Annotated in this window: 26 protein-coding genes and 1 pseudogene; 16 read left to right on the forward strand and 11 right to left on the reverse strand. The window is 48.7% G+C overall.

All coding sequences use genetic code 11. The features are described 5' to 3' along the window. Positions 1 to 262: 262 nt before the first annotated feature. The 5 genes from B5G04_RS06290 to B5G04_RS06310 are packed head-to-tail and all read right to left on the reverse strand — an operon-like array spanning position 263 to position 2695. A complete protein-coding gene (locus B5G04_RS06290; protein ID WP_087396338.1) occupies positions 263 to 1162 on the reverse strand; it encodes a WYL domain-containing protein in 900 nt (299 codons plus the stop codon). Between the two features lie 18 nt (positions 1163 to 1180). Beyond that, positions 1181 to 1399 (reverse strand): hypothetical protein, encoded by a 219-nt coding sequence (locus B5G04_RS06295; RefSeq protein WP_022040807.1) that lies wholly within the window; start codon positions 1397 to 1399, stop codon positions 1181 to 1183. After that, a complete protein-coding gene (locus tag B5G04_RS06300) occupies positions 1399 to 1623 on the reverse strand; it encodes a hypothetical protein (protein ID WP_087396340.1) in 225 nt (74 codons plus the stop codon). The genes B5G04_RS06295 and B5G04_RS06300 overlap by 1 nt, the downstream gene beginning before the upstream one ends. A gap of 26 nt (positions 1624 to 1649) precedes the next feature. Further along, complete coding sequence (locus B5G04_RS06305; RefSeq protein ID WP_087396342.1) at positions 1650 to 2231, reverse strand: hypothetical protein; 582 nt, start codon at positions 2229 to 2231, stop codon at positions 1650 to 1652. Between the two features lie 2 nt (positions 2232 to 2233). Continuing rightward, positions 2234 to 2695 (reverse strand): HNH/ENDO VII family nuclease, encoded by a 462-nt coding sequence (locus B5G04_RS06310; protein WP_087396344.1) that lies wholly within the window; start codon positions 2693 to 2695, stop codon positions 2234 to 2236. Positions 2696 to 2897: 202 nt separating this feature from the next. On the opposite strand from B5G04_RS06310, the pseudogene B5G04_RS06315 reads away from it, so the two are divergent. Beyond that, a pseudogene (locus B5G04_RS06315) lies at positions 2898 to 4274 on the forward strand (transposase); the annotation flags it as partial. Between the two features lie 20 nt (positions 4275 to 4294). Here B5G04_RS06315 and B5G04_RS06320 read toward each other — a convergent pair. Next, entirely contained in the window at positions 4295 to 5227 is a 933-nt protein-coding gene (locus B5G04_RS06320) for a transposase family protein (RefSeq protein WP_087395870.1), read from the reverse strand. A gap of 136 nt (positions 5228 to 5363) precedes the next feature. Here B5G04_RS06320 and B5G04_RS06325 point away from each other — a divergent pair, with 136 nt between their 5' ends. After that, on the forward strand, positions 5364 to 6458 hold the full coding sequence (locus tag B5G04_RS06325; RefSeq protein ID WP_087396241.1) for an ISAs1 family transposase: 1095 nt from the start codon (positions 5364 to 5366) through the stop codon (positions 6456 to 6458). Here B5G04_RS06325 and B5G04_RS06330 read toward each other — a convergent pair. Together B5G04_RS06330 and B5G04_RS06335 are read right to left on the reverse strand one after the other, a co-directional pair. Continuing rightward, positions 6455 to 7069 carry a hypothetical protein gene (locus B5G04_RS06330; protein WP_143270434.1) on the reverse strand — a complete coding sequence of 205 codons (615 nt, stop codon included), beginning with the start codon at positions 7067 to 7069 and terminating at the stop codon, positions 6455 to 6457. The two genes, B5G04_RS06325 and B5G04_RS06330, sit on opposite strands and share 4 nt — an antisense overlap. Before the next feature lie 14 nt (positions 7070 to 7083). Beyond that, complete coding sequence (locus B5G04_RS06335) at positions 7084 to 7983, reverse strand: AraC family transcriptional regulator (protein ID WP_087396348.1); 900 nt, start codon at positions 7981 to 7983, stop codon at positions 7084 to 7086. A gap of 126 nt (positions 7984 to 8109) precedes the next feature. Between B5G04_RS06335 and B5G04_RS06340 the strand changes: the two genes are divergently transcribed. The 10 genes from B5G04_RS06340 (at position 8110) to B5G04_RS06385 (ending at position 17991) form a co-directional block, all read left to right on the forward strand. Then, positions 8110 to 8886, forward strand: a complete 777-nt coding sequence (locus B5G04_RS06340; protein ID WP_087396350.1) for an MBL fold metallo-hydrolase — start codon at positions 8110 to 8112, stop codon at positions 8884 to 8886. 22 nt (positions 8887 to 8908) lie between these two features. Continuing rightward, positions 8909 to 9358, forward strand: coding sequence for a cupin domain-containing protein (locus B5G04_RS06345; protein WP_087249765.1), 450 nt, complete (start codon positions 8909 to 8911; stop codon positions 9356 to 9358). Between the two features lie 311 nt (positions 9359 to 9669). Then, entirely contained in the window at positions 9670 to 10056 is a 387-nt protein-coding gene (locus B5G04_RS06350) for an HU family DNA-binding protein (RefSeq protein WP_239414041.1), read from the forward strand. Positions 10057 to 10245: 189 nt separating this feature from the next. Beyond that, positions 10246 to 11235 carry an aldo/keto reductase gene (locus tag B5G04_RS06355; RefSeq protein ID WP_087396352.1) on the forward strand — a complete coding sequence of 330 codons (990 nt, stop codon included), beginning with the start codon at positions 10246 to 10248 and terminating at the stop codon, positions 11233 to 11235. A 21-nt stretch (positions 11236 to 11256) separates the two neighbouring features. Beyond that, positions 11257 to 12336 carry an alpha/beta hydrolase gene (locus tag B5G04_RS06360; RefSeq protein ID WP_087396355.1) on the forward strand — a complete coding sequence of 360 codons (1080 nt, stop codon included), beginning with the start codon at positions 11257 to 11259 and terminating at the stop codon, positions 12334 to 12336. Between the two features lie 8 nt (positions 12337 to 12344). Beyond that, entirely contained in the window at positions 12345 to 13163 is an 819-nt protein-coding gene (locus tag B5G04_RS06365) for an aldo/keto reductase (RefSeq protein WP_204246999.1), read from the forward strand. 239 nt (positions 13164 to 13402) lie between these two features. Continuing rightward, positions 13403 to 13846 (forward strand): MarR family transcriptional regulator, encoded by a 444-nt coding sequence (locus B5G04_RS06370; protein ID WP_087249798.1) that lies wholly within the window; start codon positions 13403 to 13405, stop codon positions 13844 to 13846. Further along, complete coding sequence (locus tag B5G04_RS06375; protein WP_143270435.1) at positions 13827 to 15170, forward strand: TolC family protein; 1344 nt, start codon at positions 13827 to 13829, stop codon at positions 15168 to 15170. Before B5G04_RS06370 ends, B5G04_RS06375 begins: the two co-directional genes overlap by 20 nt. A 149-nt stretch (positions 15171 to 15319) precedes the next feature. Further along, on the forward strand, positions 15320 to 16390 hold the full coding sequence (locus tag B5G04_RS06380; RefSeq protein WP_162609948.1) for an HlyD family secretion protein: 1071 nt from the start codon (positions 15320 to 15322) through the stop codon (positions 16388 to 16390). Beyond that, positions 16387 to 17991, forward strand: a complete 1605-nt coding sequence (locus B5G04_RS06385; protein WP_013618926.1) for an MFS transporter — start codon at positions 16387 to 16389, stop codon at positions 17989 to 17991. The genes B5G04_RS06380 and B5G04_RS06385 overlap by 4 nt, the downstream gene beginning before the upstream one ends. A 3-nt stretch (positions 17992 to 17994) precedes the next feature. Here B5G04_RS06385 and B5G04_RS06390 read toward each other — a convergent pair whose 3' ends face one another. The 3 genes from B5G04_RS06390 to B5G04_RS06400 all read right to left on the reverse strand — a co-directional run bounded on the left by B5G04_RS06390 (position 17995) and on the right by B5G04_RS06400 (position 21334). Then, positions 17995 to 19176, reverse strand: coding sequence for a C1 family peptidase (locus B5G04_RS06390; RefSeq protein WP_022040418.1), 1182 nt, complete (start codon positions 19174 to 19176; stop codon positions 17995 to 17997). A gap of 177 nt (positions 19177 to 19353) precedes the next feature. Further along, positions 19354 to 20349, reverse strand: coding sequence for an AI-2E family transporter (locus B5G04_RS06395; protein WP_022040419.1), 996 nt, complete (start codon positions 20347 to 20349; stop codon positions 19354 to 19356). A 4-nt stretch (positions 20350 to 20353) separates the two neighbouring features. Further along, a complete protein-coding gene (locus B5G04_RS06400; RefSeq protein ID WP_022040420.1) occupies positions 20354 to 21334 on the reverse strand; it encodes a bile acid:sodium symporter in 981 nt (326 codons plus the stop codon). Positions 21335 to 21497: 163 nt separating this feature from the next. Here B5G04_RS06400 and B5G04_RS06405 point away from each other — a divergent pair, with 163 nt between their 5' ends. The 4 genes from B5G04_RS06405 (at position 21498) to dnaA (ending at position 25498) form a co-directional block, all read left to right on the forward strand. Continuing rightward, the gene (locus B5G04_RS06405; protein WP_087211982.1) at positions 21498 to 22655 is read left to right on the forward strand and encodes an N-acetylmuramoyl-L-alanine amidase; all 1158 of its coding nucleotides are present in this window, start codon (positions 21498 to 21500) and stop codon (positions 22653 to 22655) included. Positions 22656 to 22678: 23 nt separating this feature from the next. Next, positions 22679 to 23566 carry an MlaD family protein gene (locus tag B5G04_RS06410; RefSeq protein ID WP_087396360.1) on the forward strand — a complete coding sequence of 296 codons (888 nt, stop codon included), beginning with the start codon at positions 22679 to 22681 and terminating at the stop codon, positions 23564 to 23566. Between the two features lie 25 nt (positions 23567 to 23591). Beyond that, positions 23592 to 23786: a hypothetical protein gene (locus B5G04_RS19710; protein WP_158100062.1), complete on the forward strand. Its 195-nt coding sequence runs from the start codon at positions 23592 to 23594 to the stop codon at positions 23784 to 23786. Between the two features lie 305 nt (positions 23787 to 24091). Then, complete coding sequence (gene dnaA / locus B5G04_RS06415; protein WP_022040423.1) at positions 24092 to 25498, forward strand: chromosomal replication initiator protein DnaA; 1407 nt, start codon at positions 24092 to 24094, stop codon at positions 25496 to 25498. The last annotated feature ends 32 nt before the right edge of the window (positions 25499 to 25530 follow it).

Raw genomic sequence — 25530 nt, forward strand, 5'->3', positions numbered from 1 at the left:
AAAGGACCAAAAAATCGCCCAAAGCACACACGAAAACGAATACATCAAGCCAAGAAAAACTTTTTGGAGAAATTCAAAACAGCTTCTAACTCCTAGAAATAACTCCTTTTTTACTTTTTGCCGGCTAAATGCGGACATTCATTTTACGTTTAACTTCTGATTTATATTATTTATGGTAAAATTTCTGTTTCATAATCGGGTTAGATTCAAATTTTCTTTTTATCGTCCTCCTGTTTCGAATACAGATGACAAAGTTTTGGGATTATAGGTAATGGGCAGACATCTCCCGAATGGTGTCTGCAATATCTTTTCTGAAGTATTCGGGAGTAAGGACTTCCATGTCGGTTCCTCTCGAAAGGATTTCTTGTTTGAAATCGAAAGTCGGTTTGATACGGTATTCGAAAATGGAGTATTCATCCGTTGTCTCTACTTCTGTTTGGGAGGAATGTAGTGGCAGGGCACGCACGTATTGCCGGTGTGTGGCAGATACTTTTATCCGTACAGTCTCGACATCCTCATCGTCTACAATGATGCCGAAACAATCGGCAAAGTATCCTTCCGGATCGAAAGTTTTTGGGTAAGTGAAATGTATGTCTGAAGTAGTCAGCTGGTGTATCCGGTCTAACGAAAACGTGCGCAGGGCGTTACGCTCTTTGCAAAAGCCTACGACATACCAGCGTTGCCTGAACACTTTGATGCAATAGGGCTGTACGGTGTATAGAGTGGGGGTGTCGCGCCAATAACTTTGATGCAGCATGTTCACTTCCAGTCCGTCGCGCATTGCTTCGATAATGGGAGTCAGGAATTGCCTGCCTGACGGTATGTTTTCGAATAAGATGCGACGCTTCAAGTGATGGCTTTCATTGATGAGGTTGTTTACGGCAAACGTGTTGAGCAGCCAGTTGCGTATGCCTCCTTTTTCCATGTCATCAGCATTCTCGATGTAGTAATAATAACCGGCCGTGCGGTCACATTCGATGTTGATGTCGAATACTTGCTCGATAGCGTTGCGCCAGTTGTGGAACGTGCGGTGTGGCAGGCTGGTCCCTTCACTTAACTGGGTACGCATCCACCGTTTGTTGATTTCTTCGAGAGTGATTCTTCCGGCACGGTAGATAGTATCTACCAGCCATATATATTTGTCAAACAGGTCTTTTGTCATGGTTTTTGGTCGTTTAATTTAATCGTAATACATCTTGACGGTCAGGTTGAAGCGTGAAATCTGCATCATGTCCTGCCACGAAAGCTTGTATGTTTCTTTCATGTAGCAGAAGTCTTTTCCCAACCCGTTTGCTTGTTTTTCTTTTAATCTGTCTTCCAAGATGGGATTGTACAGGCGTTGTTGGGGCTGACTATTGTCTTCCGGTTCTTTTTCGTTGACGTAGACATGGTCTCTCATCACACCCCAAAAAGGAGTATATCTGCACTCTTCTCCGCAAAGCACTCCCCATAAATCGCACTCTTCGTCCGAATAACATCTTTCTTCCGTATCTTCCCTGTCCCAGATTTCCAAGTGCAGTGCAAACCATCTTGGTAGATGCGGATGATGATGTCTTCCAGTATGTCTACCGGCAGCTGGGTCAGGTCATCGTATCCGCATAAATACCCGTCTCTGTATTTCATGTGCGTGTTCCTTTTTCGCATGGGGTTCAATTATACATTTCTTGTAAGTATTCGGCAAATAGGTGTAGTCCTGTCTGCATCCGTTTGATGTCTCTTTCGTTATGGTACTTGGCAGGTTCGGTCAAATACTCGAAAGCAAATATCATCTCTTGCAGGGTGGCATCCCAGTGGGCACACTGGTCTTTGATGTCTGTGTAGATGCGGTTAAAGTAGCTGGGTGGACACTGGGTGTGTGCTGCAAAGTCTTTCAGCACAGGGAGTATCCGCTTGGCTATCAGTCGGTTCGTTTGAGCATAGTCTTCATCGTCTACAGCTATGTATTCGGCATTGAGAAAAGGCAGGCAGATGGCAAAATGATGTAACCCGAACAAGACACGGGCACAGGTTTCCAGATTTATATTTTCCTCTTCCTGTTGGTTGTCGAGTATGTAGTGCAAGGCAAATGCGGCTTCTTCATACGTAGGTTTCAATTGGTCGGGGATTTGTGCGTGACGCATGAATCCTTCCAACAGCGATACGCAGGCTCCTGCCGCATAGTCGGCAAAACGCCACACCCGTTCCCGTTCGTCCAGCTCTTCACCCGGAAATGTATGTTGTTTTCTTTCCATTGTCACATATTTGCTTGATATCTTGCTCTCCAGTGTGCAGCTTTCTCTTTCTCGAATGCTCTGCGGTCAATGTCCGAGTAGTCTTCGGTAGTATGCAGCACCGCATAGTTTTCCCCTTCCCGGTGTTGCGACCAGGTCAGTTCGGCAAGAGGCGAATCGGTCAGTTGCCCGATATGGTGCAGCTCGTATGGGTCTCCGTTTTCATCGTGTGGAGGATAACCTTCGCCCATTAAGTCGCTGTTTGTCCATCCGCGCCACTTTTCCCCATGTTCCTTTATCCACCATTCCGGCATCTGATAGTTTGGGTCTATCCGGGGTTGGATTAAGGCTGGTTTTCCGTTGACAGTTGTTTCTTTCAGTCCTGCACCGATGTAGATACGTGCTTCGGCTTCACATTGAATGGCATTGACCACAGTGTCTGACCAACCGGTCATTTGCTGGATTTTCTTTCTGAATGTTTCCATATAATCATCTTTGGTTATTGTTTACTTGTGCAAAGTTAGGGTGGGGAAGTGCCAAAACATTGCACAAGTGAATGAAAAAAAACAGGTTTCTGAAAGAAGATATACTTCAACTGCCAATGAAGATATACTGCGTTGACTGATGAAGTATATCTTCATCGGCAAAGTAAGATATACTGGCTTTTGAGAGTCAGATGAGAAGCCAATGTATTCCATACTGGACGTTATCAAATGGTTAAGAATGAATGAATCCACCTTGTTCGGCATGAAGAGCAAGTGCAACAATGTGTATCCGTTGTTGCAGGTGTTCCAGGCTTTGCTGTTGTACCCGTGTTTCATGGTCCGTAACCCTTATCGTTTCACCGGGTCTTCCTTAAGCGGCTTGCTGGGATGCAAGAAAGACGTGTTCTACCGTTTCATGAGTAATCCCAAGATAAACTGGCGGAAGTCCGTCTATCACCTCACCCTCCAGCTTTGGTCGAAGATCAGACTCCGCTCCGGGCGCAAGGAAGGCACGGTCTGTCTGATAGTCGATGACACGGACTATCCCAAGACGGGACGGCGCATGGAGAACATCGGCAGGGTGTTTTCCCATGTCCATCACAGGTGCATCCTCGGTTTCAAGGCATTGTTCCTTGCCGTCACGGACGGGACAACCCAAATGCTTCTGGATTTTGCACTGCTGGGTGAAAAAGGAAAGGATGGAAAGTTCGGGATGTCCGATGAAGAGCTCGCAAGACGTTTCACCAAAGGACGTGACAGCGGCGACGCCTTGCAGGAGCGTATCGGTGAATACACGGCAAAGAAAACCGACCTGATGATTGCCATGATAAGACGCGCCATCCGCAAAGGGGTCAGGTTCAGGTATGTGCTGGCAGACAGCTGGTTCGCCTGCAAGGATGTCATCCGGTTCATCCGCTCCCGCCACGTCAGGTGCGATTACCTGGGCATGATCAAGGTGGGAGAAAACAGCAGGACAAAATACTGTCTGGACGGGAAGCCTTATACCGCGCCGGCCTTGATCAGGCACCTTAACAGGCAAGGCAGGCGGAAGTACAGCAGGAGACTGCGTTGCTATTACATCGTGGCGGACGTGACCTTTGCGGATACCAAGGTACGCCTGTACTTTGTCAGGAGAAGCAAACGGGGCGCATGGAACGGCCTGATGACCACGGACATACGGCTTGAGTTCCTTGAAGCGTACCGGATTTATGCCCAAAGGTGGTCTTTGGAAGTCGTGTTCAAGGAAGCGAAGGGGCTGTTGGGGCTGGGCAAATGCCAGGCCGGCAACTTCGCCTCGCAAATCGCGGCGACATCCCTGACGGCTTTGCAATACAACATCCTTTCCTTAGTGAAGAGGTTTGCAGCCTACGAGACCATGGGAAAGCTCTTTGAAGACGTAACCAAGGATTCTTTGGAACTGTCCGTTGCGGAAAGGATATGGGGCGTCATGCAAGAACTGGTCATTGCGGTTGCGGAACTCTTCGGATTGACTGATGAAGATATCTATCAGGCTATCATCAACAGGGAGGAAGATATGAAACATATTTGCGACATTTATAGATTAAAAGCTGCAAGTTGAACTTGCGAAACTTGAATAAATTAGTTATGATAGTTCCAAGGGTTGATTTTAATTCTGAGATTATGCAGTGCCATACATGTGGAAAAGATGTTTTCTACAAAGTTGTTTGCCCTGAGCCTGCACTCGTCTTTGACGATGCGCATGACTTTCGCGCTTCCTATGACATGTTCTATACGCACCCTGATGGCGGAAACTTTCTTGTTGTATTCCTTGTCCTGCCTGGAAAGCTCTTTCCCTTTGGGCTTCTTGACCGGCTGTATGATTTCCACCCCCTCAGGCTCATAGCCTTGGTATCCCGTATCTTGATACAAGGTGCAAGGCACAGGAAAAGAATACATTGTGTCAGCCATCTTCTTGTCGTGGGTCTTGCCCGAAACGGTCTGACTGACAAATATGACCAGACAAGCCATCGTTACAATGACGGCGTTCTTGACCGTGTGCCGTTTTTTCTTGCCGCTGTAACGCTCCTTTTGCATGTCCCGGTCTGCCGGACGGGGAATCTCCCGTTCCGTCCCGTCATGAAGAAGCACCGGCTTGTCCCCCTCCTTGGAAAGTTCCGCCAGCCGTTCGGCAAGCTCCTTGTCGGTTTCTGCGGGGACAAGACCTTTCGCTTTAAGGGACAGACGAAGGATTTTAGTCAGGCAATGGATGAATATGTTGCAGTGCTTCTGGTTCATTCCGAAACAGGCCGCATGATATTCCTGCAACGGGTTGTTTTTCAAATAAACCAAAATGAAGAACAGGCGGTCGGATATGCTGGGAAGGGGGCTGTTCTTGTAGATGGAAGGACTGCGGCGTTTTCCGCTACGGCGTTCCCCGGTCATTTCATACTCGGACAAATAGTCCTCATGCGCAGCCTCGAAATAAGGGAGAAGCGCACAAAACTGTTCATGGCTAACTCCCGTCAAGGCACGGAAACTTTTGCTGTTGTCTTTATGGTCGTGGTAATTCATGTTGCAAAGGTACGCGTATGCGCGATATATAACAAATCTAAATTACATAAACTCTAATAATCATGCAGCAACCAGGGCAAACGCATCTAAATTTTGCATAAAGATTAAACATTGCTATCTTTGAAAGCAAAAAACGATGACAAGTCCTTTACCATTCTTTTCAGAGTTGACCGATCCTCGTGTTGACCGTACTAAAGCCCATATGTTGGAAGATATCCTGTTCATAGCCATAGCGTCCGTAATCTGCGGGGCGGAAAGCTGGAATGACATGGAGAATTTTGGCAAAGCCAAGGAAGGATGGCTCCGCACCTTTCTCCGCTTGCCTGAAGGCATCCCCTCTCATGACACGTTCAACCGCGTGTTCTCCGCCCTCAATCCCGAAGAGTTGGAATCCTCTTTCCTGTCGTGGACCCGTTCCGTTGCAGAACTGACAGACAATGAAGTGGTCAGCATTGACGGGAAAAGCATGCGCGGCACTCGTGAGCACGGCTCCAAAAGCATCGTCCACATGGTCAGCGCATGGGCCTCGGCGAATCATATCGTGCTCGGGCAGTTGAAGGTGGACGAGAAAAGCAACGAGATAACCGCCATTCCCAAGCTGTTGGATTTGCTTGTCGTCAAGGGATGCATCGTGACCATTGACGCAATGGGCTGTCAGAAAGACATCGTGTCCGCAATCGTTGAAAAGGAGGCGAACTACCTGATTGCCGTAAAAGGGAATCAAGGCAGCCTTCAAGAGCAGGTGAAGGACAGCTTCCGTTTTCTGCCCGCCGTGTCCGTTTCAGAAGATACCGACTGCGGCCATGGGCGGGTTGAGACAAGACGATGTTCCGTCATCAGCGACTTGTCACTGATAGAACACAGGGAAGAATGGAAAAACCTGCGCTCCTTGATAAAGATAGAGACGGAACGTTACGACAAATGCCGACAGGCGACATTGAAGGAGACCAGACTGTATATTAGCAGTCTTGAGGCGGATGCGGACCTGATAAACAGGTCTGTCCGTTCCCATTGGGGAGTCGAGAACTCCCTTCATTGGGTGTTGGATGTCGCTTTCAATGAGGACCATAGCAGGAAGAGGGCTGGAAACGCAGCGCAAAACTTTTCGTTGATTAATAGAATCGCATTGAATCTGCTTAAGAACGAGAAGTCTGCCAAAGTCGGAGTCAGGGGAAAAAGGCTCAAAGCCGGATGGGACAATGATTATTTGCTGAAAATATTGACAGATTAGATGCGTTTGCCCTGATGCAGCAACGTCTCGAAACGTGCCAACACATCGTGATTGCTCGATTTCCGTGTGGCGAACTGGCGTTCGTAGAAGCGCAGGCAGAAGTTGAGTATCAACTCGATGTAGGCGACAAGGATAGTCCGTTGGTGCACATCGGGATGCCTGCATAATTCTTCCTGTATCTGCTTCATCAGGGCGATGAGGGTAGCCCGTTCCTCGGCGGTCATGTGCAGGGCTTCGTTCACCTGATAGGCAAAGAAGGTAAACTCTTTCATCCGTGCGGCAAGCGGCGTGCCGTGCAGCAGTTCGGGCGAAAACAGCAACGCCCAACCCTCGATGCGGAACACCTCGCCGTTGTCTTCCACACCGCCTATCTGTCCCGGCGACACACAAATAAGCGTTCCCTCCCGATAATCGTACTTGCTGCATCCGTAAGTCAAATCCTCCAAGCAATCATCGCGCAGAAAGAGGGCATAGACGGAGAAACGGGTGCGGCTGTGGCGTATGGGCGGCAGCGCGGCATAGTCGATGACGCTGACCAACGGATGCTGGTCAGCGTGCCCGACGTAGGCGTTGTAGTCGTGGACGGTCTTTGCGTTCAGAATCTTGGGCATGAGTACCATATATTTTATTCATAAATACCATTCTTATAATCCTGTAGATATTGCGTGAACGTCTTCCCCGTCTGCTGTTTGAAGAAGCGCATCAGGTGGCTGGGGTCGGAGAAATGGAAATCGTCCGCCAGTTCGCTGACGGTGCGGTTGGAGAAGAGCAGCTCGTTCTTCAGTTCTTCCAACAGACGTTGTTTCAGCAAATGGGCGGCTGATACGCCAAACTGCGCCATGACCGAAGTATTCAGCGTGATGCGGCTGATGTGAAGCTTGTCGGCATACTCCTGCACTCGCTGCATGGTGCGGATGTGCTGTTCCAGCAAGTCCTTGAATTGGAAGGCGTAATTGTTCTTCGCGATTTCTACGGGCAGGCGGTATGCGGCAGCGTATGCCCGGTTGATAATCAGCAGCAGGTAATAGAGCACGGAGACGATGAGGTTGTACGTATCCGCCACGGGATGCAGCAATTCCCGCTTTATCTTCGCGAGCAAGCGCATGTATTCCGCCAATTCTTCGGGCGAGGCATACAGGTAGGGCGGCGTATCGGTCTGGTAATAGTAGAGCAAGCGATAGACAAAGAACTTGTCGGCAATGAATGTGCGCATGAAGTCCTCACGGAAAATGAGGAACGTATAGTCCAATGCCGCTTCGTCCACATGCCATTCCTGTTGTTGGTGGGGCGAGAGGAGCAACACCATACCGTCATGCAGCTCTATCTTGCGGAAGTTCAGCAACAGGAAACCGTTTGCCTTCCGAAGAAAATAGAAACTGAAGAAGTCCGTCTTGAACCGTTTGTATTCGGTCAGTACGGAGCCGATGTCCTTGTTCGTGGCGGTGTTGATGTAGAAATCCACGCCGCAATCCGTCTTGCTGAACGGCACGCTGACCAGTCGTTCGGGGTTGATTATCTCTTTCATACGCTTGAAATTTCCACAAAGGTAATATATTCCTTTATCAAAATGGCATTTATTCCCCTGTTTTGGGCATAGAGGTGCGGGAAGATTCTGCCGAACTTTGCAACCGTAAACATTAAAACATAGAAGATAATGGAAACAACAACTATCCGATTGGTGCGCAATGCCACCTTAAGAATCAATTATGCAGGGCATAACATCCTTGTCGACCCGTTCTTTGCTGATAAGGGAAGCATGCAGTCGGCAATCGGCGTGTATAAGACTCCACGTGTACATCTGACCATGCCCGTCAGTGAAATAACCGAAGGGCTGGACATGGTGTTGCAGACTCATATTCATCCCGACCACTACGATGAAACCGTGAAACAACATCTGCCTAAAGACATCCGTTATTATGTTCAGCCGCAAGACAAGGCGACGGTGGAGCAGGACGGCTTTACCCGGGTGGAGGTAATCGAAGACAAGACGACAGTAGAGGATATGGCCATCCATCGTGTGAGCGGCCATCACGGTTTCGGCAAGATTGGCGAGATGATGGGACCTGTGTCGGGCTATGTGCTGACGGCAGAGGGCTGTCCTACGGTTTATATCATGGGCGATTGCAAATGGGAAGACTGCATCCGCGAAACGGTAGAACGGTTCAAGCCCGACTATATCGTGGTGAATAGCGGTGGAGCGGTCTTTCCGGAGTTCTCCAAGGTGGACGGCTGCATCATCCCCGATGAAGCCGAGGTAATGCAAATGCTTGATGAACTGCCTGTACACATCAAGCTGATAGCCGTCCACATGGATGCCACCGACCACGGGCAGACCACTCGCGCCATCCTGCGCAACGAGGCACTGCACCACGGTGTCGATATGTCTCGCCTGCTTATCCCGGAAGATGGGGAAACCATCAAATTATAAACCTTATAAAAAAATTACAGAAATGAAAGCAATTAAGAATGTGGCAGCAGCCAAAAACTTCAACGCAATAAGCGTTGGCAAACTGAGTGAACTGAGTGACTATGTGATAGAACTTTCGCCCGAAGTGAAGATTCCGGGAAAGGTGTTCGGAGGTGCGGCACTTCAGGCAACGGGCAGTGAGTTCTCCTTCCAGATGTTCCAGCCGGGAACGGAAACGGGATTCCTCCATACCCACAAGAACCATGAGGAACTTTATTTCTTCCTTGCGGGAAAGGGTGAATTCCAAGTGGACGGGCAAGTGTTCCCCGTTGAAGAAGGCAGCGTGGTGCGCGTGTCTCCCGACGGTAAGCGCAGCGTACGCAACAACGGGACAACTCCGCTCGTAATGCTCTGCGTGCAGTATCGGGGCAACACCTTCACGGCAGAAGACGCAACCGATGGCGTGATTCTGAATGAACCGGTGAAGTGGTGAGAAACGAAACAGGTAAAGGCAAAACAATTTTAAGTTTAACCCGCCTTTCTGTCAAGAATTATCTAAGCGACAACCTGCCCGCAGACACCCCGATTTCCCGTCAGGGACACACGACCTCCTCGTCAGGGACACACGACCTCCTCGTCGGGGACAAAAGACAACCGCTTGTCAGTCAATCGGTTGCAAAGGCGTTTGATAAGGAAGGACGAAAGACACAAGAAAGGAGGTTTGTATGATATTCTGGAAACGAGTAAAGCAATCAATCAATCAACGACCTGTGGTATCCCCGCAGCGTCACCGTGGGCAAGCCTGTGGAGACGCAGGAACTTGCCAACCGCATCGCACGTGAATCAACCGTGTCGCCCGCCGACACTCACGCCGTGCTCCGTGCCCTGCCCAACATTATGGCGGATTTCATGAAAGAAAGCCGTGCCGTGCATTTTGAAGGACTGGGCTGGTTCCGCTACACCACCGTTTCGGCAGGCAACGGCGTTGCTACGAAAGAGGAAGTGAGCAGTGACCAGATTACTGGCCTGCGTGTGCAGTTCACGCCCGACCGTACCCGTAACATGAGCGGCGGCTACACCCGTGCCCTCGTTGCCGACGAAGGCATCATGTTCATGGAATGGCTGGGCAAGGAAAGCGACGAGACGCAGGTGCCCGATAACGAAGAAGAAAATGAGGATGGTGGGCTATAGCGAATAATCCTATACCTGTAAAAAATCCCGCAACGATGTCCTCGCGTTGCGGGATTTTTTGTGCAGTTACGACAAATATACACTTTGCAAATTGACCTTTTCACCAATACTATTTGAGCCTCACAGCAATTATGCGGCAGCTTTTTCGGCGTATCTTTGTATCGTAATAAGAAATCAAACGGATAGGATATGATGAAACGAAAACTGTTATTCTTCACGATGCTGTGTTGCATGGCTTTGTCAACAAACGCCTGCGGTACGGACGGAACGCATCAGCAGACGACGGAAAATGAGATTACTGGTGGCAGCGATGTGAACGCAAATGATACCGTGGTAAGCGGCGAAGGCTTGTTCGACTTGATCACGGGTGAGAACGGCAAGCCGCCTGTCATTACGCTCAGCAGCGGCTACACCATGCCCGTACTCGGCTTGGGAACATACAGCCTGCATGGAGATGAGTGCATCGATGCCATACTCTCCGCCATCAAGTTAGGCTACCGCAAGTTCGATACTGCCACATTCTACGGAAACGAGGAGGAAGTGGGCGAAGCGATACGCCGCTCTGGAGTGCCCCGTGAGGAGTTCTTCATCTGCACCAAGCTTTATCCCAACGAGTTCGGCCACGCGGAGGAAGCCATCGAAGCCTCTCTTGCAAGACTTAACATTGGCTATGTGGACTTGATGCTGCTGCACCATCCGGGCGACAATGACGTGGAAGCCTACAAAGCGATGGAGCGAGCCGTGGCGGAAGGCAAGATACGCTCGCTCGGCGTGTCCAACTACTATATAAAGGAGATGACGGAGTTCCTGCCGAAAGTGAGCATCAAGCCCGTGATGACGCAGAACGAGATTCATCCCTATTATCAGGAGAAAGAAGTACGTGAATACATGCACCGCAACGGCATTGTCATCGAAGGATGGTATCCCTTCGGCGGCAGAGGCTATACAAAGGCGATGTTCAGCAACGAAACCCTCAAGGAGATAGCCGAAGCGCACAGCAAGTCTCCTGCACAAGTCATCTTGCGCTGGGACTTGCAGCACGGCGTGGCGGTCATCCCCGGTTCGAGCAATCCCGACCACCAGAAAGAGAACATCTCCGTGTTCGACTTCGAACTGACACCGGAAGAAATGGCACGCATTGACGCACTCGACCGGAACGAGAAACATGACTGGTATTGATAATCTAAACAACAGAAGAATATGAAAACAACAGCAATGAAATCAATCTGCACGGTCTTGCTCGCCTGCCTCTGCGGCACGGGCAGCCTCATGGCACAAGAAAATCAACTTAATACGAATAACATTATGGAAGAAAAATTGAATTTAACGCAAGAATGGGACAAGGTGTTCCCTCTGAGTGACGAAGTGAATCACAGTAAAATCACGTTCCACAACCGTTATGGAATCACGCTTGCCGCCGACCTGTATGCGCCTAAAGGTGCAACGGGCAAACTGCCTGCCATAGCTGTCTGCGGTCCATTCGGAGCAGTTAAGGAACAGGCTTCGGGACTGTATGCACAGGAACTGGCTAAGCGCGGCTTTCTCACAATAGCCTTCGACCCGTCGTTCACAGGCGAGAGCGGCGGTCAGCCCCGTTATGTAGCATCACCCGACATCAATACCGAGGACTTCTGTGCAGCAGTGGACTATCTCTCAACTCGCAAGGATGTGAACCCGGAACAGATAGGCATTCTCGGCATTTGCGGCTGGGGAGGCATGGCGGTCAATGCAGCAGCCATCGATACCCGCATCAAGGCTACCGTAGCCGCCACCATGTACGACATGAGCCGCGTCAATGCCAACGGCTATTTCGATGCTGCCGACAATGCCGACGCACGCCACGAACTGCGCCGCCAGCTGAACACCCAGCGTACAGCAGACTATCGCAACGGCTCGTATGAGCTTGCCGGAGGTCTGCCCGATGTAGTGCCCGACGATGCTCCGCAATTCTTGAAAGACTACTTCGCCTATTATAAGACGGAGCGCGGCTACCACAAGCGTTCGCTCAACTCCAACGGCGGATGGAACAAGACCTCAACACTCTCGTTTCTGAACATGCCGATATTGTCCTACGCAGGCGAAATCCGCAGTGCCGTACTGCTTGTCCACGGGGAGAAGGCTCATTCGCGCTACTTCAGCGAGGATACCTACAAGAAGCTGACCGGCGACAACAAGGAACTGCTAATCATTCCCGGCGCCAACCACACAGACCTCTACGACAACTTCGACAAGATACCGTTCGACCGGATAGAGGCGTTCTACCGCGAGAACCTGAAATGATGAGCGATATGGATAAACATGTTACTTTCCGAAACGGGCAGCAAGTCTGCCCGCTCGGACAAGGCACCTACCAGATGGGGCGCAGGCGCAACGAAGAAATACAAGCCCTGCGCCGGGGCATTGACTTGGGGCTGACATTAATAGATACTGCCGAGATGTACGACACGGAAGACCTCGTAGGCGAAGCCGTGCGCAGTTGCCGTAACAAGGCGTTCATCGTCAGCAAGGTATTGCCAAGCAATGCCAGCTACGAGGGAACAAAGCGGGCTTGCGAACGGAGTCTCCGGCGGCTCGGCACGGATTACATCGACCTTTACTTACTGCATTGGATAGGGCGTTATCCGTTCTCCGAAACCGTCCGTGCTTTGGTGGAATTGCAGCAGGAAGGAAAGATCCGGCAATGGGGCATGAGTAATTTGGATGTGGACGATATGGAACATATTCTTTCTTTACCACACGGAAAGGACTGCGCCGCCAATCAGGTGCTCTACAACCTAAAAGACAGGGGCATCGAATACGACCTTATCCCGTGGAGCGAGCAGCACGGTATTCTCGTCATGGCCTACACGCCGCTGGGCGAAGGAAGGTTGCGCAACCACAAGACGCTGATAGAGATTGCCCGCAGGCATAATGCCACTTCCACACAAATCATGCTGGCGTGGGTAATGCGTACACAGAATGTCATCGCTATCCCCAAAGCAAGCAGCATCGCCCATGTGGAGGAGAATGCCCGAAGTCTCGACATATCCTTGACGGAAGAAGACCTGCATGACATCGATAAAGTATTTCCGGCTCCTACGCATAAAGTGCGTTTGGCAGGTTGGTAAAGTAAGTCATGCACATTTATTATTAATGCCAATAAGGGAGTTAAAAGGGAGTTACAAAGTTCCCCAAGTGGTGTTTCCTGCATTATTATGTGCAAAAAGAATGATTCTCTAGTCAATGAAAGACTTGTTTGTTCTTAATGAGAGTGTGGTGAATAGCTTTTGATTTATTTAGTCAACTATTTGACTAATTCGAGAAGAATGCGTATCTTTGCGCCCCGAAAAGGATAAAGATTGTTTTTATGGAAAAAGAAAGTGCTGCATTCAGGGAGCTGATGTTGCAGTTGTTTCGTACGCGGATGACCTTCAGGCGTGCTGTGCAACGGGCTCTGAAAAAGACAGAAGCAGGGATTACATTCGAGATGCTTCAGGTATTGCGGTGTTTGTGGGAAGAACAAGGCATCTCCCAGCAGGTGCTGGCAGAACGCATAGCCAAAGGAAAAGCCGCATTGTCGAACCTGATAATGAATCTGGAGAAAAAGAATTATGTGTACCGGCTGGAAAGCCCTTCCGACCGCCGGAACAAGCAGGTCTTCCTGAGCGAAGAAGGGAGCTTGTTTTACAAGCGCATCAGCATTGCGCTGGATGCTATTTACGAGTCTGCCGGCGTTGCCATAGGGCTGGAGAAGGTAGAGTCGATGTCAGCTGATTTAAAACTTACCGGCGATGTGTTGGAAAAAGTTTAGCCTGTTGCTCTGGGGCGTTTGCGCCCTTGCCTTCATAGATGTGCAGGCAGCAGAAAAGGAAGGAATAAAAGAGGACCAGCCTGCCGACTCGTTGTTCCTGACGGTAGATGAACTGTTCCGCTTGGGTGTGGAGAATAGCTTGCGCCTTCAGGCAGATGCCTTGGACGAGGCTATGGCATACGAACGTGGCAAGACCGCCCGCACTTCGCGCCTGCCCGATTTGCAGATAGGCTTGCGCGGGGGTGTCGTAGGGCAGCCAGTGGTATTCCAGCGCGGTTTGTCGGATGCCGTGCGTCCCGACACGCCCGACTGGTCGCAGAACTATGCGATAGATTTTACCCAGCCGCTTTACGAAGGCGGAAGAATCCGCTACGCCATTCGGAGGGCAGACCTGCAGACCCATGCCGCCGCACTTCGTTCCGCCTCCGACCGTGCCGACGTGAAGCTTGAACTGCTGGAACAGTATATGAGCCTGTTCAGCCTGTACAAGCAGCGCGAGGTGCTGATGCGGAACATCGAGGAATCAGAGCTTCGGTTGAAAGATATCCGCCAGATGAAGAAGGAAGGCCTGATTACGAACAACGACGTGTTGCGCAGTGAAATGCAGCTCACGAACGACCGCCTGTCGCTGACCGAAACCGAGAACAGCCTGGCGCTGGTTTCGCAACAGCTCGACATCCTGCTGGGACTGGACGAGGACCGCATGCTTTTGCCCGATACGTCCTTGCTCCGGCGTTCGGTGGCATTGCAGGAGTATGACACTTACGTAGAAGAGGCGTACCTGAACGACCCTGCCATGCAATTGTTGCGCAAGCAGACCGAAATAGCCAAAAACGAGGTTCGCCTGACCAAGGCCGAAGCTTTGCCCAGCATTTCGCTTTATGCCTCGAATACGTTGGCACGCCCCGTGTCGCGCACAATGGCGGACATGTATAATAATGCGTGGAATTTCGGATTGTCAGTCTCTTATCCCTTCTCGTCATTGTATAAGAACAATCACCGGGTGAAGGAAAGCAAGTTTGCCGTGCAGATGAACCTGAATGCCGAAGAACAGAAAAAGCAACAGGTGCGCGTAACGGTACGCACGGCATTTCTCCGCCACCGGGAAGCTTTGCGCCAGGTAGATGCCTTGAAGCTTTCCGTGCACCAGGCGGAAGAGAACTATCGCATTATGCAGAACCGGTATCTGAACCAGCTGGCGATACTGACCGACTTGCTGGATGCCAATGCGGTGAGGTTGAACGCGGAACTGCAACTTACATCGGCACGCACGCAGGTCATCTATACTTATTTTCAACTGGAAAGAGCCTGCGGAAGATTGTGAAATAAGTTGATCAGGTATTAAGGACTAGTTGACGAGGTACTAGGAACTAGGTCTTGAATAGTTTGTTTGTAATCCAGCATGACACTGACTAGTATTTAGTAAAATCTAGTCAACTAGTCCCTAGTCACCTAGTACCTAAAAAAAGAAAAATCATGGGAGAACTAAGAATAAAACGAGAAAGACTGAGGAAATTACGTATGCGGAACCGGATATTGAACGTGGTGTGCATCGTCCTTGCCGGTTCCGGACTATGGTGGACCGCCACTTATTTTTGGCGTTATTTCAATTATGAGGTAACCAACGATGCCTTTATCGACCAGTATGTGGCTCCGTTGAATGTCCGGGCATCGGGCTATATCAAGGAAGTGCGTTTCAGAGAACACCAATATGTGCACAAAGGTGATACGTTGCTGGTGCTGGACAATAGCGAATACCTGATTCGGGTGAAAGAAGCCGAAGCGGCTTTGCTGGATGCACGGGGAGCACAAGATGTCCTGCATTCGGGCATTGAAACCTCGCACGCCAACATTGCGGTGCAAGACGCCAACATTGCCGAGGCAAAGGCACGCTTGTGGCAACTGGAACAAGACTATCACCGTTTCCAGCGGTTATTGAAAGAAGAATCCATCCCCCAGCAGCAGTTCGAGCAGGCAAAGGCATCGTACGAGGCAGCCCAAGCACGCTATCAGGCTTTGCTGGAGCAAAAACGTGCCGCCCAGTCGCAATATACCGAAACCAGCAAGCGGACCGTAAGCGCCGAGGCCACCATCCTGCGCATGGAGGCAGACCTCGACCTGGCAAGGCTGAATCTGTCGTACACGATACTGATAGCCCCCTACGACGGGTATATGGGCAGGCGCACACTGGAACCGGGGCAATATGTGCAGGCGGGACAGACCATTTCGTATCTGGTAAGAGGGGATGACAAGTGGGTGACCGCCAACTACAAGGAGACTCAGATTATGCATATTTACATCGGCCAGCCCGTACGCATCAAGGTAGATGCCTTGCCGGGCAGGGTGTTCCGGGGAGAGGTGACGGCCATATCGGAAGCCACCGGCTCGAAGTATTCGCTGGTGCCGACCGATAATTCGGCAGGAAACTTCGTAAAAGTACAGCAACGCATTCCGGTGCGCATCGACTTGAAAGACGCGTCGGATGACGACATGCGGCATCTGCGTGCCGGAATGATGGTAGAGACGGAGGCTTTGCGGAAATGATGGATGTAAGGAGTTTGGGACTTCCCGTGCGGAGGTGGGTGCCCGACTGGCTGGCGGTGGCTGCTCTTTTCATCGTGATATTGCCGGTATTGATGGTCAACGGCGCTTATACGGGCAGCATGCTCGAGGTGTCGAATACGCTGGGCACGAATACCGAGGACATCACGATGGCTTATTACGCCGCATCGGCAGGGATGGCAATCGGCTATCCCATTGTACCGAAAGTGCTTTCTGCCTTTCCGGCGAAGCCTTTGCTGCTTGCCGACCTTGTCCTGCAGTTCTTTCTGAGCTGGATTTGCGCCCGCTCACAGAATGCGGATATCCTGATTGTGGCAAGCTTTGTCATCGGCTTCCTGAAGGGGTTCATGATGTTGTGGTTCATCCGTATCGTGAAATTCATCTTCAGCCCGAAGGATGTACGTAGCGAGTTTTACTCGTATTTCTATCCGCTGGTATTCGGGTTCGGACAGCTTTCGATGGTGCTTACGGCAGAACTGGCATACCATTACGACTGGAAGTATATGTATTATTTCGAAATGGCACTGATGCTGCTGAGCATCCTGACGGTAATCATTTGCTTCCGGCAAGACAAGGACAGGACGGGATTGCCGATCGAAGAACTGCATCTGCGCGAAATGCTGGTGGCGGCTGTAGGGGTGCTGATGCTGATGTACGTGGCGGATTATGGGAAGATGCTCGACTGGATGGCCTCTTTCAAGATTCGCGCCTACCTGGTTATCGGCCCCATACTGATTGCCTTTTTCATTTGGTTGCAGGCGCATGCCGAAAAGCCCTTCGTCAATCTGGCTCCCTTGTATCAGCCCAAAGCCATCGTGGGATATCTCTACATGATGCTGGTGATGTTTTTCAGCACGTCTACCACGTTGCTCACCAACTATATGACTTCCATCTTGCAAGTGGATTCCGCGCGTACGTACCTTTTATATATATGGATGCTGCCGGGATATGTGCTGGGGGCGTTCATCTGCTTCTGGTGGTTCAGGTGGCAACGGTGGCGTTTCCGCTTCCTCATAGCCGGAGGCATGGCATGCTTTGCCCTGTTTTTCGGTATATTGTATTTTACGGTTTCGCCGGAAAGCACGTATGAGATGCTGTTTTTCCCCGTGTTTATCCGTGGGCTGGGAATGCTGGTTGTGATTATCGCGTTTGCCTTGTTCTCGGTAGAGGACCTGAATCCGAAATTCCTGCTCTCGAATGCTTTTTTCCTGATACTGAGCCGTTCGGTGCTGGCGCCGATTATGGCAACTTCGTTTTACAGCAACGTGCTTTACCACCTGCAGCAAAAGTACATGCATTCGTTATCGGAAACCCTGACGATGGCAGACCCGCTGGCGGCATCGCGGTTCTCCCAATCGTTGAGCAGCGGAATAGGGCAAGGACACGGTTATGCCGAAGCGGCACAGATGGCGACTTCTTCACTTTATGCCACGCTCCAGCAACAAAGCCTGCTGCTGGCGTTGAAGGACATTCTGGGGTGGCTGTTCATCGTGACGCTGGTGATAGCCATCGTGTCGCGCTTCATTCCGTTCCATAAAACCATCCGTGTCACCTTTGCCAAGGCAGGCGATGATATGGTATAGTTATCATATCCCCAGCTTTTTCTTCAGTTCTTGGGAGAGGGCATCTTTGTGGACCAGGATATAGATGGTTTTGGCACGGACATAACTTTCCGACATGTTCAGGTATCCTCCGAAACGGTTCCCGTCGGCTGCCCATGAGTTCTTGGTGATGTAGTAGCGGGTGCCGTTTTGGTCGGTTGCGATACCGGTGATGTGCATCAGGTGATCATCGGTGGTTTTCCCAGATTCGTAGCCTTGTTGGCGGATTTCGGGAGTGACGTTCACTTCCGGATACGGACGCTTAAAATGGAATACTTCGGCAAGCCGGTCTTTTGTGCTCAGTTGTCCCCAGCGTGCACGGTCGCTGTCTTTATACAGGTCGGCATTCTCTACGTCGGGATTGATTGCCACTCCGTTGTTGAACGAGAACCCAGGTTCGCTTACGTCACCGTCCCAGCACAGGGTGTATCCGTTTTCCAATGCCGTGTTCATTGTGCTTATCAGTTCATCCAGAGGAAGGTTGTACATGCGTTGGTGCTCCCAGTTGTCGGGGATTTCCACTTCGAATGCTTTGTAATAGGGCTTGTGGGTGAAGCTGGTGAGCGGGATATAGTCGTCGGTGTCGATGTCCAGACTTTCTGCAAAGCTTTCAGGGGTGTATTCTTTGCCTTTATACGTGAATTTTTCGGGGAGTTTGCCGAAGTAGATATCGAACAGGCTATTGGCAAGCTGCTGGTATTGGGGGCTGTTCTTGCTTTGTTTGACTGCTTCTGCAGAGAGGGCTTCCACGTATCCGGCAAGTTCGGAGTGGTTGTGTACCGGTGAGTCGTAGTTAATGCCTGTATAGACTTCTTCGGGCACGATACCTACTTGGTTGAATGCAGTCATCCAACTGGTGGTGATGCTTCCTTGCCCTACGTTACCCTTGCCGTGGCGCAGGAAGTTGTCGGCCATCTGATTCAGGTATTTCTGGCGCACGATGAACATTTCTGAGAGATCATATTCTCCTTTGCCTTGGCGCAGCAGTTCCGATTCGATGAACGAGGTGGTGGCGAAGCACCAGCATGTACCGCTTATTGCTTGGTCTTTTACGGGGGTCGTCTTTTGCTGGACTACGGTGTTGAACTTGTATCCATCTTTCTCTTCTGCCATTGCCGGCAGGGTGGCAAGCGCGAAGGCTGCCCATACATAATGTCTCAGTTTCATGAGTTTTTAAGTTTTTGAGTTTTTGAGTTTTTGAGTTTTTGAGTTTTTGAGTTTTTGAGTTTTTAAGTTTTTAAGTTTTTAAGTTTTTAAGTTTTTAAGTTTTTAAGTTTTTAAGTTTTTAAGTTCTTGAGTTCTTGAGTTCTTGAGTTACTGATATCTGTTATTAGTTGTCCATTGTCAATTGTTCGTAAGGTATTCTTTTCGGAACATGTCGAGGAACAGCAAGAAGAGTGATACCAGCAACGGTCCGAAAATGATGCCCATAAAGCCGAAGATGGGAAGTCCTGCCACCACGCCGAAGATTGTAATAAGCGGATGGATGTTTGCCATTTTCTTTTGCAGGATGAACCGGATGAGATTATCGCATTGTGAGATGATGATGCCTCCGTAGGCAAGCAGTATCAGTCCGTGTACCCAATCGCCGATGATGAAGAAATAAGCGGTGACCGGAACCCATACCAGAGCCGTTCCTACCAGAGGGACGATGGAGGCGAAACCGGTAAGCATTGCCGTGAGAACCGGGTTCGGTGCATGGCAAAGCAAATAGCCGAACAATGAGATAAATCCTTGAATGATGGCTAGGAGAGGGATTCCGATGGCATTGGAGCGGACAATGAGCTGGATTTTCTGGAGCACTTCGCGCTTGTTGTTTTCTTCGAAAGGAAGCAGTTCGGAAATGAATTGCTCCATTTTGTCTCCTTCCCATAACATGAAAAACAGGAGCATGATGGCTACGGCAAGGTTTACTATCAGGTCGCTTACCCCAGTCATGATGGAATGGCCGATAGAAGACACTTGGCTGATGATGAATGACAGGTTTTTTTCGGACAATACGTCAAATCCTGTCTTTTCCTCGATGATGCTTATCATTTGCTGGGCGGGGCGGATGATATCGGCAGTGTCGAAATGTAGGTTAGATATCTGATTGACCAGTGCCCAGCTGAAAAGTGAAAGTGGTATCAGGATGAACAGGGTTGTTCCAATTGTGATAATCCATACAGAGGCCAAAGGCTTGATTTTCTTTTTCAGCCAGTTTGAGAAGCCGCGCAATAGCAGGTAGAGGGTGAATGCGCCCAAGATGCCGTTCATGAAAGGCTGCGCCTGGCGGAATAATAGAATTCCCAAGCCTACAATCATGATGATGAGTGAATACTTCCAATATTGTTCTTTCATATCCTTAGGTATTTAGCGTTGATGGTTTGTGTTTGGTGATTCGTTCTTCTGATTTCCTTTTCTTCCAAAGCTGCCAGCTGTTGATGGTATTTTGCCACACCACGTAGCTTCCTGGAGCGATGGTTGTAAGCGGGTTCAGATAGGTGGCTGCCATCCAAATGGCAAGCACCGTGTTCTTTTGTCCCAATGCCTGTCCGCCACTGATGCGGTCGTGGTATTTTCCTCCGATGCTTTTTCCTCCCCAAAACTGGAGGCAGCAGATGACTAGTGCCAGAGCAGCGATAATACATTCTTCGGCTATGGAAGTGTTTCCTTCTATCACAGATTGGGTAGTTTGTCCCATTACGATGGTCAGGGATATTCCCCAAAGATAGAATGCCATGTCCTTAAGTCCTACCAGAAATTGATGGACAGGTGGGGCATAACGTCGCAACAACACCGCGATGAAGAAAGGAAAAAGCAGCAAAGGGAATACTTTCCCTAGTATCCGCATGAATGATTCGCCGAACGGAATGTCGGAAGGTTCCACCAGAGGAAAGACCAAAGGGACAACTATGGCTGCCAGAAGATTGGAAGCCAATGTATAAGTGGTAAGCGATGCGGCACTTCCGCCTAGTTTGTTGGTGATAACTGCAGCAGCCGTAGCAGTGGGGCAGATGAGGCAGACCATTGCTCCTTCAAGTGAGATACGCCATACGGAGCTGAAAGGAATGCAGAGCAATACTCCTGCTACTGCCAGACAGGAAATCAGTTGGATAAGCAACAAGATGCAGGTCCATCGCCGCGGAGATAGGTCTTTGACTTCTATCTTGCAGAACGTAAGGAGCAGTTGGGCAAAAATCAGCAGCGGAGTAAGCCAGACCACTAGAAACTTCACGAAAGGTTTGAGTGGATGAAGGAAATCGAACATGGCAAAGCAGAAATATCCTATGACTCCTGCCAGCATGGCCAAAGGCAACGTCCAGTTCTTGATAAATTGTAGCATGGTGTTTCCTACGTTTAGTTTAGGATGCAAAAATAACGAAAAACGTTAAAATGGTTGCCCTTTTTTCTGTTTTTATAGGCTTTCTCCATTAAAATAAAGAAATCTTGTCTGGCTAAAGGAAGAAACCCACAAAAAACTATTACCTTTGCACCAGACTGGAAACATGGGAAAGTATAGATTTAACATATTATGTATATGCTGTTTCTTGCTGTCTTTCGTAGCAACGGCTTCTGAAGTTACGGACAAATCGTTTACCGTAGTTATAGATGCGGGACATGGAGGTAATGATCCGGGGGCTGTGGGAAGACGTGGGCGAGAAAAGAACATCAATCTGAATGTCGCATTGAAATTAGGCAGGTTGATAGAAGAGCAGTGTGGTGATACGAAGGTGGTTTATACGCGCAAGAAAGATGTATTTGTGCCGTTGCATAGACGTGCCGACATTGCCAATGCTGCCAAGGCGGACTTGTTTATTTCCATCCACACCAATTCTGTTGCTTCACGTAACAGCAGGGTGAGCGGTACGGAGACCTATACGTTGGGACTTCACCGAACGGAGGATAATCTGGAAGTGGCAAAGAAAGAAAACTCTGTCATCTTGATAGAAGATGATTATAAGCAGCGTTATGCCGGGTTTAATCCCAATTCGTCTGAGAGTTACATTATTTTCGAGTTCCTTCAAGATAAGTATATGGCACAAAGTGTGAATTTTGCCCAATTGGTTCAGAAACAGTTCCGCCAAAGTGCACGGCGTATAGATAAGGGGGTGCATCAGGCTGGCTTTCTGGTGTTGCGCGAAACCACAATGCCAAGCGTCTTGATAGAACTGGGATATATTACCAATGCCGCCGAAGAGCAATACTTGTTGTCCGACAAAGGCAGCTCGGCTTTGGCTCAAAGTATTTATCAGGCATTCTTGAGGTATAAGCAAGAGCATAAGACTCCGGCGGCTGGTGTGGGCGGAGATGTTCCTGTTTCAACCGTATCAGAAGAGGAAAAGGAAGATTCAGGCATTCAGACAGAACAGGCAAGGAAAGACGGAGTGGAAGACAGACCGGTCTTTAAGATTCAGATATTGACTTCCGACCGGATCTTGCCAGCAAAGAGCCGCTTGTTTAAAGGATTAAGTCCTGTAGGACGGTATAAAGAAAAAGGATTATACAAGTATACTTATGGAGAGACGGTTGATTATAATCAGATACTACGCCTGAAGCGGACGAAAGTAGATGCAAAATTCAAGGATGCTTTCATCATAGCATTCAAGAATGGTGAGAAAATGAATGTCAATCAGGCTATCCGGGAATTTAAACGAAACAGATAATTAAAACAAAAAGACAAGCATATATGAGAAAAGAATTTAAAATAGGACTGGCGGGGATTGCTGCACTGGTCATCTTGTTTTGCGGCATCAAATACTTGAAGGGCATCAATATGTTTAAGCCCGAGAGTTATTACCTGGTAGAGTTTGAAAATGTAAACGGACTTCCTCAGTCGAGTCCGGTGTTTGCCAATGGCTTTAAGATTGGTATCGTGCGTGACATTCAGTACAATTACGCAAAACCTGGTCATGTGCTTGTAGGCATTGAGTTGGATGAACACATGAAAATACCCAAGGGAAGCCGAGCTGAACTGGTGACGGAAATGTTGGGTACCGTAAAGATGAATCTGCTGCTTGACTTGCAGAATACTACCTATTATAATGAAGGAGATACGCTTCCTGGTTCGGCAAACAACGGACTTATGGGAGCTGCTGAACAGGACTTGCTTCCAAAGCTGCAGCAGATGATGCCGAAAATGGATTCCATTTTGGGGTCATTGAACAAGCTGTTGGCAGATCCGGCATTGGCCCAGACGTTGCACAATGCCGAACAGTTGACCGCCTCCTTGAATGCGGCCAGTGAGCAGCTGAACAAGTTGATGAGTACCGATGTGCCTCAGGTGATGGGAAACGTCAATGACATTACAGCCAATCTAAAGGTCATCAGCGGTAATTTGAAAGGTGTGGATTACGCTTCCACTATCTTGAAAGTAGATTCTACATTGGCTAATGTCCGTATGTTGACAGACAAATTGAACCGGAAAGACAATACGCTCGGGTTGCTGATGAATGATTCATCTTTATATCAGAATCTGAATGCAACGGCGACCAATGCGGCCAGTTTGTTGAAAGATCTGGAAACACATCCGAAACGCTATGTTCATTTCTCGTTATTCGGGAAAAAAGACAAATAAGAAGCTGTTTTGAATTTATCGTGCGATGATTTGGGATGAGTTTTTGAGGCATTTTCGCTTCTGTGATGAGGAAGATAGCGGGCTATCTGACGAAGAACAGGAGCGAAAAGGACCAAAAAATCGCCCAAAGCACACACGAAAACAGATACATCAAGCCAAGAAAAACTTTTTGGAGAAATTCAAAACAGCTTCTAAATATGCTTATATAGAAATTGTCTAAATAGCATCCGACGCCTGAAGTCGAAATAAGTAATGACTAATCCTTTGATATTCAAGTTGTGAATGAAGAAGGATTAGTCTTTGTGCGCTTTGAGAAATAGATAAATAATGCATTGAAAAACAAACCTTTGCAATTTTACAAATGCTTGGAAATATATGTTTCAGAAGTGTGTAAAACAAGCGGTTGAAAACCAATATATTATAAAAGCCTTGTAAAAAGCAAGCGAAAAGGCATTTGTTTTTATAGAAATAGATTCCGAACTTTGTTCCGTAGAAGTATAGCTTAAAAATATAGAGAGGACAAATATGATTGAAAACAATCAGGCTATTGTATTGTGGCAACGTTGTCTTGACTTTATTCGTGACAACGTTAATACGACAGCCTTTACTACTTGGTTTGAACCCATCGTGCCTGTCAAATACGAAGGGAAAGCTTTGACTATTGGAGTTCCGAGCCCTTTCTTCTATGAGTATCTGGAAGAAAAATACGTGGAACTCTTGCGTGCCGCCATCTATAAAGAGATAGGTGAGGGTACGGAGTTGATGTATTCCATTTTGACCGACAAAACGAATCACATAGCCATTGATATGAAAGGGACAGAACGCTCGGGCGCTTTGTCTCCTCAGAAGCCCATACATGATGGGAATAAGGCTCCTACATTGTTGCAGGCTCCTGTAGTTCAGGATTTAGACCCACATTTGAATCCTAACTATAATTTTGAAAACTTTATCAAGGGTACCAGCAATGAGTTTTCGCGCACAGTGGCTGAGACGGTGGCTCAGAATCCGGCACGTACTTTCAATCCGTTGTTCTTGTACGGACCTTCAGGGGTAGGAAAAACGCATTTGATTAATGCTATCGGTACACGTATCAAGGAATTGTATCCGGAGAAGCGTGTGCTTTATGTGTCTGCACACTTGTTTCAGGTGCAGTACACCGATTCGGTTCGTACCAATCATTTTAATGATTTCATCAGTTTTTACCAGACTATTGATGTGCTGATTATTGATGATATTCAAGAATTTGCCGGAATGACCAAGACACAGAACACGTTTTTCCATATATTCAACCATCTGCATCAGAACGGGAAGCAGCTTATTCTTACGTCCGACCGTGCACCGGTGATGTTGCAGGGGATGGAAGACCGCTTGTTGACACGTTTCAAGTGGGGACTGATTGCCGAACTGGAAAAGCCGGATATTGAGTTGCGCAAGAACATCTTGCGTAGTAAAATCCGTCGCGACGGTCTTACAATACCAGAATCTGTGATTTGCTATATAGCCGAAAATGTAAACGAGAGTGTACGCGAACTGGAAGGAATTGTCAATTCTTTGTTAGTATATTCTATCCAGTTGAAACGGGAAATCAACTTGGAACTGGCACAGCATATTGTGCAGAAAGCTGTGCGTTGTGCCGAAGTGAAACCGCTTACGGTCAATGATATTATAGAGAAGGTGTGCAAGCATTATCAGATAGATACTTCTGCTATCCATACCAAGACCCGCAAGCGTGAGGTAGTGCAGGTACGCCAGCTTGCAATGTATCTGGCAAAAAAGCATACCGATGTTTCATCTGGCAAGATTGGCCAGATGATAGGAAACAAAGACCATGCTACCGTGCTTCATGCTTGCAAAATCATTAAAGACCAGGTGGAAGTGGACAAGGCATTCAAGAGCGAAGTAGAGGAAATCGAAGCAAGTTTGCATCGGTGAGATATGAAATTTCCTTTTTAAAGATATTTCTT

The organism is Bacteroides sp. An51A (assembly GCF_002161565.1).
In the GTDB taxonomy this organism is placed as follows: domain Bacteria; phylum Bacteroidota; class Bacteroidia; order Bacteroidales; family Bacteroidaceae; genus Phocaeicola; species Phocaeicola intestinalis.

Coding starts and splice junctions, on each gene's coding strand:
- B5G04_RS06295 (WP_022040807.1), bottom strand. CDS start 1,399: ATGAGAGACCATGTCTACGTCAACGAAAAAGAACCGGAAGACAATAGT.
- B5G04_RS06365 (WP_204246999.1), top strand. CDS start 12,345: ATGGATAAACATGTTACTTTCCGAAACGGGCAGCAAGTCTGCCCGCTC.
- B5G04_RS06300 (WP_087396340.1), bottom strand. CDS start 1,623: ATGAAATACAGAGACGGGTATTTATGCGGATACGATGACCTGACCCAG.
- B5G04_RS06370 (WP_087249798.1), top strand. CDS start 13,403: ATGGAAAAAGAAAGTGCTGCATTCAGGGAGCTGATGTTGCAGTTGTTT.
- B5G04_RS06395 (WP_022040419.1), bottom strand. CDS start 20,349: ATGAAAGAACAATATTGGAAGTATTCACTCATCATCATGATTGTAGGC.
- B5G04_RS06345 (WP_087249765.1), top strand. CDS start 8,909: ATGAAAGCAATTAAGAATGTGGCAGCAGCCAAAAACTTCAACGCAATA.
- B5G04_RS06375 (WP_143270435.1), top strand. CDS start 13,827: ATGTGTTGGAAAAAGTTTAGCCTGTTGCTCTGGGGCGTTTGCGCCCTT.
- B5G04_RS06410 (WP_087396360.1), top strand. CDS start 22,679: ATGAGAAAAGAATTTAAAATAGGACTGGCGGGGATTGCTGCACTGGTC.
- B5G04_RS19710 (WP_158100062.1), top strand. CDS start 23,592: ATGATTTGGGATGAGTTTTTGAGGCATTTTCGCTTCTGTGATGAGGAA.
- B5G04_RS06360 (WP_087396355.1), top strand. CDS start 11,257: ATGAAAACAACAGCAATGAAATCAATCTGCACGGTCTTGCTCGCCTGC.
- B5G04_RS06305 (WP_087396342.1), bottom strand. CDS start 2,231: ATGGAAAGAAAACAACATACATTTCCGGGTGAAGAGCTGGACGAACGG.
- B5G04_RS06325 (WP_087396241.1), top strand. CDS start 5,364: ATGACAAGTCCTTTACCATTCTTTTCAGAGTTGACCGATCCTCGTGTT.
- B5G04_RS06400 (WP_022040420.1), bottom strand. CDS start 21,334: ATGCTACAATTTATCAAGAACTGGACGTTGCCTTTGGCCATGCTGGCA.
- B5G04_RS06390 (WP_022040418.1), bottom strand. CDS start 19,176: ATGAAACTGAGACATTATGTATGGGCAGCCTTCGCGCTTGCCACCCTG.
- B5G04_RS06330 (WP_143270434.1), bottom strand. CDS start 7,069: ATGCCCAAGATTCTGAACGCAAAGACCGTCCACGACTACAACGCCTAC.
- B5G04_RS06320 (WP_087395870.1), bottom strand. CDS start 5,227: ATGAATTACCACGACCATAAAGACAACAGCAAAAGTTTCCGTGCCTTG.
- B5G04_RS06385 (WP_013618926.1), top strand. CDS start 16,387: ATGATGGATGTAAGGAGTTTGGGACTTCCCGTGCGGAGGTGGGTGCCC.
- B5G04_RS06335 (WP_087396348.1), bottom strand. CDS start 7,983: ATGAAAGAGATAATCAACCCCGAACGACTGGTCAGCGTGCCGTTCAGC.
- B5G04_RS06310 (WP_087396344.1), bottom strand. CDS start 2,695: ATGGAAACATTCAGAAAGAAAATCCAGCAAATGACCGGTTGGTCAGAC.
- B5G04_RS06290 (WP_087396338.1), bottom strand. CDS start 1,162: ATGACAAAAGACCTGTTTGACAAATATATATGGCTGGTAGATACTATC.
- B5G04_RS06355 (WP_087396352.1), top strand. CDS start 10,246: ATGATGAAACGAAAACTGTTATTCTTCACGATGCTGTGTTGCATGGCT.
- B5G04_RS06405 (WP_087211982.1), top strand. CDS start 21,498: ATGGGAAAGTATAGATTTAACATATTATGTATATGCTGTTTCTTGCTG.
- dnaA (WP_022040423.1), top strand. CDS start 24,092: ATGATTGAAAACAATCAGGCTATTGTATTGTGGCAACGTTGTCTTGAC.